Annotated in this window: 9 protein-coding genes and 1 pseudogene; 2 read left to right on the top strand and 8 right to left on the bottom strand. The window is 64.0% G+C overall.

The annotated features are described in order from the left end of the window. Positions 1-316: 316 nt before the first annotated feature. Positions 317-1,453: a hypothetical protein gene (locus J7396_RS08960; protein ID WP_008571061.1), complete on the top strand. Its 1,137-nt coding sequence runs from the start codon at positions 317-319 to the stop codon at positions 1,451-1,453. A gap of 9 nt (positions 1,454-1,462) precedes the next feature. Here J7396_RS08960 and J7396_RS08955 read toward each other — a convergent pair whose 3' ends face one another. Next, the gene (locus tag J7396_RS08955) at positions 1,463-2,029 is read right to left on the bottom strand and encodes a hypothetical protein (RefSeq protein ID WP_008571062.1); all 567 of its coding nucleotides are present in this window, start codon (positions 2,027-2,029) and stop codon (positions 1,463-1,465) included. A 472-nt stretch (positions 2,030-2,501) separates the two neighbouring features. Between J7396_RS08955 and J7396_RS22525 the strand changes: the two are divergent. Further along, a pseudogene (locus J7396_RS22525) lies at positions 2,502-2,623 on the top strand (IS5/IS1182 family transposase); the annotation flags it as partial. A 206-nt stretch (positions 2,624-2,829) separates the two neighbouring features. Here the strand turns inward: J7396_RS22525 and J7396_RS08950 are convergent. The 7 genes from J7396_RS08950 to J7396_RS08920 all read right to left on the bottom strand — a co-directional run bounded on the left by J7396_RS08950 (position 2,830) and on the right by J7396_RS08920 (position 13,128). After that, the gene (locus tag J7396_RS08950) at positions 2,830-4,026 is read right to left on the bottom strand and encodes a type III PLP-dependent enzyme (RefSeq protein ID WP_008571064.1); all 1,197 of its coding nucleotides are present in this window, start codon (positions 4,024-4,026) and stop codon (positions 2,830-2,832) included. Continuing rightward, positions 4,023-5,792 (bottom strand): IucA/IucC family protein, encoded by a 1,770-nt coding sequence (locus J7396_RS08945; RefSeq protein ID WP_209261319.1) that lies wholly within the window; start codon positions 5,790-5,792, stop codon positions 4,023-4,025. The genes J7396_RS08950 and J7396_RS08945 overlap by 4 nt, the downstream gene beginning before the upstream one ends. Continuing rightward, positions 5,770-6,966, bottom strand: coding sequence for an MFS transporter (locus tag J7396_RS08940; RefSeq protein WP_209261318.1), 1,197 nt, complete (start codon positions 6,964-6,966; stop codon positions 5,770-5,772). The genes J7396_RS08945 and J7396_RS08940 overlap by 23 nt, the downstream gene beginning before the upstream one ends. After that, entirely contained in the window at positions 6,963-8,765 is a 1,803-nt protein-coding gene (locus J7396_RS08935) for an IucA/IucC family protein (protein ID WP_209261317.1), read from the bottom strand. The genes J7396_RS08940 and J7396_RS08935 overlap by 4 nt, the downstream gene beginning before the upstream one ends. After that, positions 8,762-9,988, bottom strand: coding sequence for an ATP-grasp domain-containing protein (locus J7396_RS08930; protein ID WP_209261316.1), 1,227 nt, complete (start codon positions 9,986-9,988; stop codon positions 8,762-8,764). Before J7396_RS08930 ends, J7396_RS08935 begins: the two co-directional genes overlap by 4 nt. 236 nt (positions 9,989-10,224) lie before the next feature. Continuing rightward, positions 10,225-12,366, bottom strand: coding sequence for a TonB-dependent siderophore receptor (locus tag J7396_RS08925; protein ID WP_008571070.1), 2,142 nt, complete (start codon positions 12,364-12,366; stop codon positions 10,225-10,227). Next, positions 12,367-13,128 (bottom strand): aldolase/citrate lyase family protein, encoded by a 762-nt coding sequence (locus tag J7396_RS08920; RefSeq protein WP_209261315.1) that lies wholly within the window; start codon positions 13,126-13,128, stop codon positions 12,367-12,369. It abuts the gene before it with no gap. Between the last annotated feature and the right edge of the window lie 312 nt (positions 13,129-13,440).

The following is a 13,440-nucleotide window of genomic DNA, read 5'->3' as shown; positions in this document are numbered from 1 at the left end:
TGCGTCATCTGTTGAGTTCTCCGGCGCAGGTGCAACGCCAGCGTCGCTCGTGGCTTCCCGGCACTCAGAGAAGTCCCTTGTTTGGTCTATAAGCCTAACGAGGGCATTCCGCAACAAGGCTTAGCATTTCCGACGTCGCTGCAGCACAATCGACCTGGAAGCGCCAGGTTCCGGCAGAAGCTTCAAAATTGCGTACTCAAATTTTGAGAACGTCTTGATATCAGTAACATACGTGCGCGGTAGAACGCGAGTTTGTAAAACGGGTAAGGAAGCGCTCATGACACGACAAATCACAAAACTCGTAATCGGTGCGGGCATGATGGTCATCGCAACGCAAGTCGGGGCCAGCAAGTTTCTGATCGATATGCAAGGTGCAGCCGGAAAGCGTGTCAACGTCTACGCCAGTGACGCAATTATGGACCACACACCGATCAATGCTGATCTCGCAAATCCTGACTCAAGCCGTGTCATTCAGATTGATTTGACGATGGTCTATGAAGCGGTCGACCAACCCCTATGGTTGGAATATCAACTTCAGTTCAAATGCCCCAAGTCGCTTCGGCGCGGCCGTGGCGCACCCAAGCGCAAGGCTGATTCAACCGGCATATTGGACACGCCGGATTCCGTAGAATTCCGGGTGGCCAGCGGCGCAAAGACCATGAAACAGGATCCGGCGATCATCGATCTCCAGCCCACCGATTGGCAAAGCACGACCAGCTACACGATGCGACAGGCATGGAATGTAGCCTGCAACAGTGCCAGCATTGGCGATGCCAAACAAGCTGCGGTGGTCGATCATGTAATTAAGTCCGATACATTGCGAGCGAAACTGGCAGCCATTGGCTTGAATGGACTGGAACTGGTCCCCGCCGGACTGTCGATGAGTTCGCTTGCCGATTTTACCTGGGAAACGCTGTGGTCTGACGTGCCGAAGCCCGCGATCAATGGCGGCCGCAAGCTGACGCCAGCAGAATCGACAGCGCTCAAGGCAAAATTGGCACAAGCGCAGCAACAAGTAGCCGAAGCCCAGGGGAAGGTGCAGGGCAATCTGGCAGCAATGAAGGCCGATATGGACTTTACTCAGACCGCCGCTGAATACCGTGGAAAAAGGCGTTTATCGCGCAGTGAATCGCTCCTGATCCAGGTGTGGCTGGGTAAGACTGAGCAAGAGGTCGTCGCCGCAAACGGCAACCCCGCTGTCCGTCAGGCCGGGATCGCGCGGACGCTCTCTTATGGGCAGGCCTTTGACAATCGCGTCATGTGGCAGAATCTTGTGACCGGCGCGACTTACAATGGCGGCGGTTATAAAAGTTGCAACGTCCGCTATGCGCTAATCCCGGACAGCGCCGGGATGCTGAGGGTTGCCGATGTGAATATCTTCGTTGAGTCAAGTGGCGACACAAGTGGGATGGGTCGCGCCTGCACCGACATCTTGAACGTGCCAAACGGCTGAAGTGATGGTCTATTTTCGAGCCGCGCTCATGCAAGCCGAAAGCTGGCGATACGCCAGCTGCAACTGGACAACTTTTGACCGGAACACCTCTTTCCCCTGAAGCTGGATGGCGAGCTCATTACTGTCCGGCTTTTCCTGTACCGATTTCTGCACGTCGATGGTCAGCAACAACGCCCCACTGCTCTGGCCAGGCATGCTCACATGGGCGGCCTGAACATTCTGCGTAGGGTGGTTGGTGGATGACAACGTGATCGGAGCAATCTCGGGCTTTGTCACCGGGGGGATTGCCTCGCTGATGAACCAAAGAGTGCCATGACCCTTTTTCGCCATCCCAGCGTCGGCGGGACCGCGAAACGACAAGGTGGAATTTGGCGTGATGAAATTAACCGAGCAGTGGTAACCGGTGTTGACGGGTTCGCGTACCAGCACCCAATTGCCCTCAATCCCTTTGTAGAAGGATTCGCTGAACATCGGCTTGTTCGGATCCGCGCCCCCGAGTAACTCAGGGGCGATTTGAGCAGCGCAGGGGCTAGTCCATGCCATGGTGACTACTAAGCCGATCAGCCAATTCTTCATCTGAAATCGTTCTCCATTCGTTGGTCATTGACATACGGTTTCGTGCATTCTTGTCGTGACCCCATGCAAGCGGCTACGGGCCATAGCTTAGCCTTCCAGGATTGCAGTGGGAGTTCTACCCCGTTTTCACGGACACTGACAAGAAGGTCGACTCAGGCCATGATGAGTTGTCCGTGTCAAAGCCTAGGAAGGTCAGTGCCGAGTTCAAGCGCGGTGCGGTTGAGCAACGGTTCCGAGCGTGCAGCTTCCAGCATCCGGCGCCATTCCTGCGCTTGGCAGGCGGTGAGCGACAGCCATGCCAAATCTTCCGGGAGCAGCTCGCGACCCTCGGGGAGTGATCAGGCGATCACCGAGGAAATAGAACCGGTCCGAGGGCTGGTCAGATCTATACGCTGATGCGGGTCGAACTCAATCATGCCGCGATCTCATCCTTGGCCGGGGTCTGAGGGCGCAGGCAAGAGCGGAGCCAGAGGCCAACTGATGGATGGTGCGCTGGCAATTGCTGCCGGTCCGGGGTAATGCTGCCTGGGGGCAGCTAAAACCGCTAGAAAGTTGCGGAAATCGCACCAAACCCGACATGTTGCTCGTCATTGACATGCAAGAAGCCGGAATTTGAGAGGTCTAGCGGGCCATTCAGACCATCCCTAGGAGAATTGCCACTGGGCAACGATCCGTTTGGCTAACGTCTACGAAATTTCTGTACAGCTACTTCGAGTCACCTCAGGAAATTGCGGCAACAGCATATCTGCCTGTGAGCCTGCTGACGCACGCCTGAGGGTTGTTCGTCCGCAATCGGTAAGTCAATGCCCCTCCGTTAGAAACACCATCTGCGGCGGCGGGTGCATCAGGAACTGCTGGTGCGAAATATTCCACGCATAGGCACCGGCCAGCGGGAAGGCCAGGCAATCGCCGGGTGCGAGTGCGGCGACATGCTGGTCGCGTGCCAGCACATCCTTGGGCGTGCATAACTGGCCGACCAGGGTGACCGGCGTGTCGCTGATCACGGGGGTGCGGGTGCCGCGCAATACGCGGAATGGATGATCGTGCGCCTGCGCGGCCGGCGTGCGGAAGTGATGGGTACCACCGCGCGCAACCGCAAACCAGGCGCCGTGGCTGCGTTTGAGATCGAGCACTTCCATCAAGTACCAACCGCAGCTGGCGCTGACATAGCGCCCCGGTTCCAGGCGCAGGCGCAGGTCGGTGCCATGTTCGCCCAGCAGGGCTGGTAGCCCGGCGCAGAAGCCGGCCCAGTCAAACGACGCGTCCGGTGCCCGGTAGTCCACACCGAAGCCGCCACCGGCGTTTACCCGCAGTGGACCAAGCGCATAGGTCTGTCGCCATTGCTGCACGGTGCGCAGGTAGGCGGCCACCAGATGCAGCTGCGCAGCGGCGCTGCGTTGATGCGACATCAGATGGAAATGGAAGCCTTCCAGGCGCAGCGATGGATTGGCCTGCACTCGCCGGATTGCTGCATCCAGATCGCTTGGATCCAGGCCGAACGGCGAGGGTTGCCCGCCCATCATCAAGCGCGTGCTCTGCGCGCCGGGTACGGCGATATTCATGCGCAGGAACACGGGCACGCAGCGGCCGGCGTGCGCTGCAATTGCCGCCAGGCGTTCGAGTTCGCTCAGGCTTTCCACATGCACGGTGCAGTCGGGCAGGGCGGCTGCCTGCGCGAGTTCGGTATCGAGTTTGCCCGGGCCACCGAACAACAACGGTGCCTGCGGTTGCTGCGCATGCAGCCAGGCGAGTTCGCCGCCGGATGCGGCTTCGAAGCCATCCACGTGCGCTGCCAGCGTTTGCAGAATCGGCGGTTCTGCATTGGCTTTGGCCGCATAGAACAGCTCGCACTGCGCCGGCAGCTGTGCACGCATCCAGGCCGCGTGTGCGTCCAATGCCGCCAGATCGTAGACATACGCGCAGATCGGGCCTTCGCAGCGCGCGCGCACCTGCGGCAAGGCCGCAAGCAGTGCGGCGGTATCGATGTGCAGACTCACGCCGCCACCTGCCGCTGCGCCGTGATGCGGGGGATGGGGTTGGGCAGCGCGGTGTAGTCGGATTGGCGGTCGGCACGCTGCCATAGACGGGTCCCCAGATTGTTCTTGCCCGGCAGCGGCGCGCCGTCGACCAGACCCTGCAGCGCCGCTTGCGCGCCATGGCGTTGTTGCCAGCGCAGCGCGATCTCGCCCACGCATTGCCATAGCCGCGCTTCGAGTGCGGCATCGCCTTCGCCCAGATGAAAGATCGCCTCGGCCAGATTGTTGACCAGCGCGCAATACGCCACCCGGTTCCAGCCCTGTTCTGGCGTGTAGTACAGCGATTGGCGTGCGCGTTCGCCGACGCCGCGCAGGCGCGCGGCCGGCCAGTGATGGGCGAGCAGCTTGGTGCCTTCCAGGTCGCGAACCCATACCCGCGTTGGCCAGCCGTCGGCAAAGCCGATCACGGTGTTTTGCAGATGCGGCTCCAGCGCGATGCCGTGCTGGAACAGCGCGCTCCACACTCCGTCCAGCAGCAGGCCGGCGTAGGCGCGGAACCACAGCAGCGTTGCGGTTCGGTGGCCCATCTGCGCGCTGCCGAGCGCCCGCAGGCGCGCGGCGCACACGCTATTGCCCTGCGCATCGCAGGTGAACAAGGCCGCAGCCACCTGCGGTTGCCAGCGTGCACGTTGCGCGGCGGGAATGTTTTGCCGGTACAGAATGCCGAAGCTCTCCGACAAGGTGCGCGCCGCCAACGGGTCGGCGGCATGCAATGCGGGATCGACCGACGCTACGTCCAGCGAAGTCGCCGCCGGCTCCAGCATCACATCGAAGCCCGGCACCTGTGTGGCCAGGGCACGCCAGCTCGGTGCCAACAGCTCGGTGAGCGCAACCGCGCTCTCCAGTTCGTACCATGCATTCTTGCGCACGCAGTTGGTGAGCCGCACATGCACCGAGCACTTGAGGAAATACGCAAGTTCCGGGTGGTACAGCGTGCGGACCGACGAGGTGGGCCGCAGTGCATCGCCTAATGGGCCGACCGGCGTAATCAGGCCGCGTGCCTGCAAGCTGCGCAGCAAGGGGGCGTCGAGCAGCCGCTGCGCTTCCCAGGGGTGGCAGGGATAGAGATCGTCGCTGCCGCTGAGCTGCTTTAATGTCGCGCGCACGTCGCGTCCCTGGATGCGCAGCAGGCGCGGGTCGATGCGGAACCAGAACAGCTGGAACGACGCGCGCGCTTCCGGTGCGCAGGCCAGCACCTGATCCAGATCCACGCCTTCGCGGCTCTTGGGCGTCGGGTGCAATGCATGCCCCCACAGCATCGATTGTTCGGCGTCGATCATTACCTCGCCGGTGGCGGCGGCGACCTGGGCCTTGCGCAATAACGCAGCGGTGACGGCCACGCTATTGGCGCTTTGCGCCAGCAGCTCCGGGTTGATGTCCTGCGCGCTGCCCAGGGCCTGCAACAGGCAGCGTGCCAGCGTTTGCGCATCCAGGCTATGCCACGGCTTGCCGGCGCTCTTGAGAAACGGCGCGGAGGCGAACCGGCAGCGGCCCAGGCGATCGGCATAGGCGATGCGCACGCACAGCGTACCGACCTCGCCCAGATCGATGCGCAGCCAGCGTTGTTCGGCCACGCGCGGGCCGGGTCGATCCAGCCCGCGATAGTCGAACTGCACTGCACGCTGCGGAATCGCGAATTCGCGCAGATAGCAGTTCAACCAGCAGCTGCAGGCCTGCGCGTCGGCCATGCTGTCGTACCAGGGGTCATGCATCGTGTGCGGCGACATCGGCAGTTCTCCTCGAAGGAAAGCGCACCAGAACGGTGAGCGCAGCAACGGTCGCGGCCAGCGCCGCAGCCAGGAAAGGGGTGGCGGGGCCGGACGCCTGTGCCAGTGCGCCGGCAGCGGCACCGGCGAACACGCCGGCCCATTTGCCGCAGGCATCGAAGCGGCCGAACAGGCGCCCGGCGCCATGCCCGCTGGCAATGTGCGCCAGGCTGCGGTTGAGCCCACGCAGCCCGAACAACATGCCGAAGCCAAACAACAGCCGCGCTGCCGCCAGTGCGAGGGCATCGTGCAACAGCGCCTGCCACACGCAGGCCACCGCAAACAACGCCAGGCCCGGCACAAGCCACGCCTCGCTATCGCCGCGTCGCCACCAGGGCAGCACCACCAGATAGACCAGATGCGGCAGGCTGTAGAGCAAACCGGCAAGCGCATCGTGGCCGGCGCCGCGCGCAAGCGCATACGGAATGAAATACGGGAATGTCACCACCATCGCAAAGCAGAACAAGAACTGCGCGAGCAGCAGGGCTGGCCACAACGGCGCGGCATGGGTGCGCGGCGATGCAGGCGATGAAGCTGCGTGCCCGGAAGACGTAGCAGCCTTGCCGGCAGTGTGTTCTCGCGCAGCAGGCCGATCGGCCGGCAGTCGCCACGTCAACGCAAACGCCATCAATGGCAGCAACGCCAGTGCGCGATACAGCGATTGCGCAGGACCCAGCGCCAGTGCCATGCCCAGCAGTGCCGGTGCGCTTACCATGGCAAGGCGGGCCGAATACTGTGTCCAGTCCAATGCACGCGCCAACGGGCCGGCCTGCGGCTGGCTGGCCAGATACGCATTTGCCGCCGCCAGCGAACCACCACAGGTGCCTTGTACGAGCAGGCCGATCACCAGCCAGGTCAGCGACGGCGCGAAGCCGGCAATCGCAAAGCCCAGCGCCAGGCCCAGTTGTGCGCGCAGCAGCGAACGTTTGCGTCCATGGCGGTCCGCCCAACGCCCCCAGCTGCTTGCCGTCAGTGCAGTGCAGAGCGTGGGCAAGACATACAGCACGCCGCTCCAGCCCACCGCGGCCGATGGTGCGAGTTCGGCCAACACCTGCGGCAGAAACAGCGGCATGCCCAACGCCGTGAATGCCGCCAGATAATGCGCAGCCAGCACCGGACCCAGGATGCGCCTCATCGCGGCACGCCCGCTTGCCTGCGCGGCGGTTGTCGCGTATCCGCGAACGCATCGCCGAATGGATTGGGCGCGCTGTCGCCGTAGAACTTGTTGATGTCGGTGGCGCCGGTGAGGTGCTTGCTGAGCAGGCTGCCGGCGCTGAGCAGGTATTTCACCGGCAGCCGTGGCGCAGCCAACAGCCGGCGCGCAGGGCCGGTATCGATGCCATCGGCGTCCAGTTGCGCCAGCGTCGCAACGAACTGGTCCTGCAGCTGCGCGTATAACGGTGCGCGCAATGCGGGTTGCCATTCGGCCAGGCCTTCCAGCACTGCCTGCAGATCCAGCTGCAGCACGATCGTGCAGAACATCTGCGTCAACGCCTGCGGATCGTCCACCGCAATACGCGCATCCTGCAGCGGGCCCATTGCATCCGGCTCCGGCAGCGCCGCGCGCAACTGGGGCAGCGCAATCCGCGCAGCGTCGTTGTCCTTCATCAACAGGCGCGTGGCTTGGCCATCGGCATACACCAGCACGCTGTTTTGCTGATTGGCTTCCAGTGCAATGCCATAACGCAGCCACAGGCGCAGATGTACGGCAAGCAGCAGTTCGGTGTAGTCGCGCCACCAATGCAGCAGGTCGCCATGCGCAAAACGCTCGGCAAGATGGATCGCCATCGGGCGGCCATCGGGCATGGGCGCGCATAGCGCAGCCACCGGGACCAGCGTGGCATCGTCCAGCGCGGGGTAACGCCGCACCAGATAGGCCAGATGCCGCGTCTGCCCGACATGCCCGCCGTGCGACTCGTCGACGAACACGCAGCGGCCTTGCAGCGCAGGATCCAGCGCATCGATGCGCCGCAACGCGCGCTCCATCCAGTGCCCGTCATACAGCGTGGACGGCTTGATCAAACGCAGGTTGAGGGCGCCCAGCGTGCGCATCGGAATGGGCAATTTGAGATGCAGGTGTGGATGCCGCAGCGGCACCAGCGTGCGCACCGACAGCGTCGGGCGCACGTCCAGCCAGGCGTTGGGCGCTCGCAGCACGTCCTCGGGCAGTGCGAAGCCCTCCTGCTCCAGGCGCTCCCACACCAGCGGATGCACCGGCCAGGGCAGATGCGTGGCGGCCAACTCGGGCGGCAGGCCCAGGCTGGCGAAATCCGGCCACAGCTCGGCCGGCGGGGCGCTGGTGCATTGCGCCAACGCCTGCGGAACCGCCAGCCAACGCAGCGCGAAGGTCGGCGCGAATTCCGGCGCGTAGTGGCGCAGCTCGGCCGCATCCAGCCCGGCCTTGGCGCGCGCGGTGGGATAGAACGGATGGTCGCGGTAGCTGGCCAGTTGGTCGCAGCGGTAGGCACGCTCGGCGGCATCGCGGTGATGCAGCGCAGTGCGCAACGCCGGTGCCTGCGCGTGGTAGGCCTGCCGCGCCAGCCCGCGGTGCGCGGCGGCGCAGTCGGCTTCGTCGGCGTAGGCGCGATGCAGCTGTTGCGTTTCGCTGTCGAGTTCTGCGCTCAGGCGGTGCAGCCAGGCGTGCGCGCCACGTTCGACATGCACGCTGTCGTCGCTGCGCACAATCCAGCTGTCGCCGCAGGCACCGATGTCCTGCAGCACGCCTTGACGATGGATCGGCAGCCACATCGTGCCGCCGGGCAGGTGAGCGATGCGCCACCATCCATGCACCGGGCTGGGGTCGGTCCACTGCGCCAGCACCTGCGCATCCGGCACCGCCGCACTGCCGCGGGTCGCAATCCCACGCAGGTCTTCGCGCAGGCAGGCATCGATGATGCGGGTGGCGATGTAGCGTTGGTCGTCCGTGCTGCTCATGCGCGCAGTTCCGCGCCGTCGATGCGCCACTGCAGGCCCGCTTCGGCCTGCACCACTGCGTGTTGCAGTGTCTGCGCATCGCGTGCCAACGCACTCAGCACGCCCAGGTAATCCTTGTTGGAATGGCTCAGGCGGATGCGCTCGCCCGGTGCGCGCATCCGCCGGTACTGCACGTCGCTGTGCGCATCGCGCTGGCGGCGGTCTTCGCTGGCGGCGACCAATTCGCCGTCGTGTTCGGCCACGTAGTAGCGCAGCAAAGCATGCGCATGGGCACTGCGGAGCTGTGGCAACGGCAGGCCCAGATGCGGTGCCAGCGCCGCGTTGAACCATTGCTTGGAAAACATCTCGTCGAGCAGGAATTCGCGCCGATCGCCGATGCTGCGGTAATTGATTTCCACCAGCACCGGGCCATCGGCGGTGAGGATGAATTCGCTATGGCACAGCCCGAAGCCGACACCGAACGCGCGCAGCTGTTGCAGCGCCTGCGCGATCACCGGCGTGTCCACGTTGGCATCCCACTGCGCTTCGCATTCGACGAAATGCGGAGGCGGCGACAATCGCACCTTGAAGCCGCCGATGGCTTGCAGGTGCTTGCCATCGCCCAGCGTTTCCAGCGTAAACAGCGCACCTTCCAGCATGCTTTCCAACAGCACGGTGCGCTGCGGATGGCGCTGCCATCCATCGTCCAGGTACGCCTGCAATTGCGCTGCATCGGTGCAGCAGCGCACATCCAGGCTCGCCACGCCCTCGCGGGGCTTGGCCACCACAGGCCATGGAATCTGGGCCGTCAACGCCGCGCCCGGCGCCAGCGTGCAAAACCACGGGCAGGGCAGTCCACGCGCACGCAAGCGTTGGCGCATCGCAGCCTTGTTCTTGGCGGCGTAGCACACCTGCCAGTCCTTGCCCGGCAGGCCAAGCGCTGCGGCCACCAGCGCGGTGCTGGTCTGCAGATGGTCGCTATTGCTGAACACCGCGCGCGGGGTGATGTCTGCATCGTGCAGTACGTCGAGGACGCCGAGCGGATTGAACACATCGCATTCGATCACCCGCTGCGGTGCATGGGCGGGATGCTCGCGGAAATAGGCCAGGTGATCGAGCCGGTGGTCGGTCAGCAACCATACGGGCAGGCCCAGCGCGCGCGCGGCGGGCAGGAAACCTTCGTTGATGGCCGGATGGCAGACATGGGTGAGGATCACCAACGGTGCAGCGGATGTCGCAGTCATGGCAGCTCTCGTTCGACAGGACGGTGGGGGAAACCGGTACTGAACGGGCTGCCTGGCGCCATGGCGGCGTTGGGTGGCCTGCGATACGTCGATCGCATGCCGCGTGCTGCGGCAATGATGCGTGCCTCATGCACGCCGTGTTGTCTTGGCGGCTGTCAGTACGACCGCCGTCGCTTCGCGCGCAACCTACGCCTGTGTGCGTCGGTCGTGTGCAGCGCTTGCCAGGTGATGCAGGTTCAAAACGTGTACTCCAGTCCGGCAGTGACGGTGCGCGCAGGCGCGGCCTGACGCCCCCAGGGGCTGGTGTCCACGCCACGGAACCAGTATTGCCGGTCGAACAGGTTGTTGATCGCCAACGATGCGCTGAACTTCTGTCCATCGCGTTCGAACAAGGTATGGCTCACTTGCGTGTTCCACACCATGTAGGCCGGCAACTGACCCACCGAAGCGATGGCATTCTCCTGCACGGTGTTGGCAGCGTCGCTGAAGGCCTTGCTGAAGTAATAGCCGGAAAGCGCGACAGTGGTGTGACCAAGCGCGTAAGTGCCGCCCAGCGTGATCTGGTTGCGCGAGGTGTAAGGCACGCGCAAGCCGCGGAATGCACCCGATTCCTGGCTGGCATCCAGATAGGCATAACTGGCGTTGAGGGTGAGCGCACGCAGTTGCTCCGGGCTCCATTGCAGTTCCAGCTCGCCACCTTGATGGCGGGTCTTGCCGAGATTGCGGAACACGCGCGTGGTGTTGTCGAGCTGAATCTGCTGATCGAAATCGATGAGGTAGCCGCCCAGCTGGACACGTGTCCGCTCGTTGGGCTGATAGCGCGCGCCCGCCTCGTAATTCCATGCCAGTTCGGCATCCAGGTTGTTGCCGAAGATGATCTGGGTGACCTGCGGCGCACGCATCGAACGCTGCCCGTCGGCGTAGAAAAACCATTGCTCGTTTGCCTGGAAGCCCAACGTCAGCCCCGGCAGGACATCGCGCGTCTGGTTGAGCGTGCTGACGCCGGTGGCGCGATTGAAATAGCGCGAATCCAGGCGTTCGTAGCGCAGGCCCGGCGTAATCGTCACGCGCTCGCCCGGCAGGGTGATGGCGTTGCTGAGGTATGCGGCCAACGCGCGGTCTTCGAACCGCCAATCGCGCACGGTGGTGAACAGCCCGTCGCGCAGACGCAGATTGCCCACCAGAAAATCGATGTCCTCGCGCACTGCACGCACCCCGGCTGTCCACTGCTGACGCACGCCACCGGCATCGCCCATGCTCCAGCTCAGCCGTGGCTCGCTGCCGACCACGCGGAAATCGCGCGGTGCGGTCTGGCGCAGTTGCGGCGGCAGGTCCGAGCGCCACGTTTCGGTGGAGGCCTGGCGCATGCCGACAATGAAATTGCGACTGCTGCGTGCACTGAAGTTGCTCCAATCCAGGCGCACCTCCTGCATCGGACCCCAATCGCCCAGCAGCTGTTCGTAGCTCAGCGACGCACGTGTGGTGCGGCCGTTGAAGCTGTCCAGCGGGCGGGTGGACTGGCGCGGGTCGCGCCGGTAATCGTCCGGACTGAGGGCACCGGCCAGGTCCATGTCGACCAGATAACGCTGCACGCTGGCCTTGAGCAGCTTGGTGTCGTCCAGCCACCATTCGGCACGGACGCGCAGATTGCTGATGTCGGTGTCGCTATGCGCGCGCCAGTACTCGCCATAGGTGCGATTGGCATCGACCTGCATCCCGAAGTTATCGGTGAGATATCCGCCGCTGCTGAGCGCACTGTCCTGCAGGAACCGGCCCTGGCCGCCGGCAGTGACCTTGTGCGCCAGCGTGGTGCTCCACGCGCTCGGGATCTCCTTGCTGACCAGGTTGATCACCCCGCCCACGTTGTTCGGCCCGTACTGCACCGCCGCGCCGCCGCGCACGATGTCGATGCGGTCGATCTGGCTCAGTCCTACCGGAAACAGCGACAGGCTGGTCTGCCCATACGGGGCCAACGCCAATGGAATGCCGTCTTCGAGCACCTGCACGCGACCGCTGCGGCTTTCGTACAGACCGCGCAGCATCAGCTGCGGCAGTGCGCCGGTGCCGGTTTCGTCGAAGATCTTGATGCCGGGCACGCGCTGCAATGCATCGTCCAGAGAACGGTTGCCGCCATTGCGCAACTGCTCGCGGTCGATCACCTGGCGGCTGCCGGCATAACGCTGCACATCGTCGGGTTTGGAGCGACCGAGCAGGCTGCCTTGCACCTGGATCGCATCCAGTGCACGAATCGGCGTGCCGCCACCGCTGGCATCAAGCGCATCGGTCGTCGGCGTATCGCTTGCGCGCGCCAGCTGCGGCAGCGTCAGCGTGCTCGCCGCAATAGCGATGGCCAGGGCGTGGAGACGGAACGTCGACATCTACGGCGTGCTCCTGCAGGCGGGAGGTGATTGGAGGACGGCAAGGCTGGCCAAATGGCCGCGCAGGGCGCGTTGGATCAGCGCGCGGTCTTCGCCGGCCAGCAGCCAGCGCAGCTCTGGCTGCTGCAGCCAGTGCGCACGCTGCGCGTCAGTGCGCGGGTTGGGGCAGAACGGGACGTTTGCAGCAACGCACTGCGCATGCAGTTGCAGCAGCAATTCCCACACCTGCGGGTGGGTGGGCTGCGGGCCCAGACCCAGATCCAGCGCAAGATCCAGCGCACCTTCCATCACCAGGGCCACGCCTGGGATGGCAAGAATCTCCGGCAGGGCAGCCACGCCGGCGGCGCTTTCGATCATCGGCACGATACGGGTGTTCGCATTGGCATGCGCGATGTAGGTGGGCAGATCGACATTGCCAAAGCCGGTGACACGGCCGCCGGTGATGCCGCGCCGGCCCAGCGGCGGGAAGCGCGCCGCGGCGATGGCGTCGCCGATCTGCGCCGCAGACTCGGTACGCGGAATCACGATTCCGCGCGCGCCGGCATCCAGCACGCGGCCAATCAGTTTTTCGTCCACCTCCGGCACGCGCACCCAGGCCTCGCAGCCCGACAACTCGCAGGCGCGGATGGCATGCTCCAGCGTGTCGGGCGCGTGCAGCACATGCTCCAGATCGAGCACCACGAAGCCATAGCCGAGGCGGCCCAGCAACTCGCAGAGCTGCACGCTTGGCAATGCATTGAGGATGCCGACTGCAACCGCCATGGAAGAGGCCGCCGAGGAAACGGGCGCTCATCCTGCACTTGATGGGAATGATTATCAAGTGTGTCTAGCGGTCTTTTTGGGTAACCACTGCGGCGTGATTCCGATGGGTTAGCTTGGAGCCTGTAGACAGTCATCCCCCACACCCGGATCGTTGCTGCGCACTTGGAACTGTTTAACAGCACGTGTCTTACGCCGAACCCAATGTTGTTGCTGCCCAGGAAACGCCGTAGCCTTGAGGAAACAAGGCGTTTATCGGCCAACCACTATGTACCGCACTTCAGCCGCGCTGCTATACATCTCTCTGACGATTTC

The sequence above is a fragment of the Xanthomonas sp. A1809 genome (assembly GCF_017746015.1).
GTDB lineage: Bacteria > Pseudomonadota > Gammaproteobacteria > Xanthomonadales > Xanthomonadaceae > Xanthomonas > Xanthomonas euvesicatoria.
This window is presented reverse-complemented; position numbering and strand designations above follow the sequence as displayed.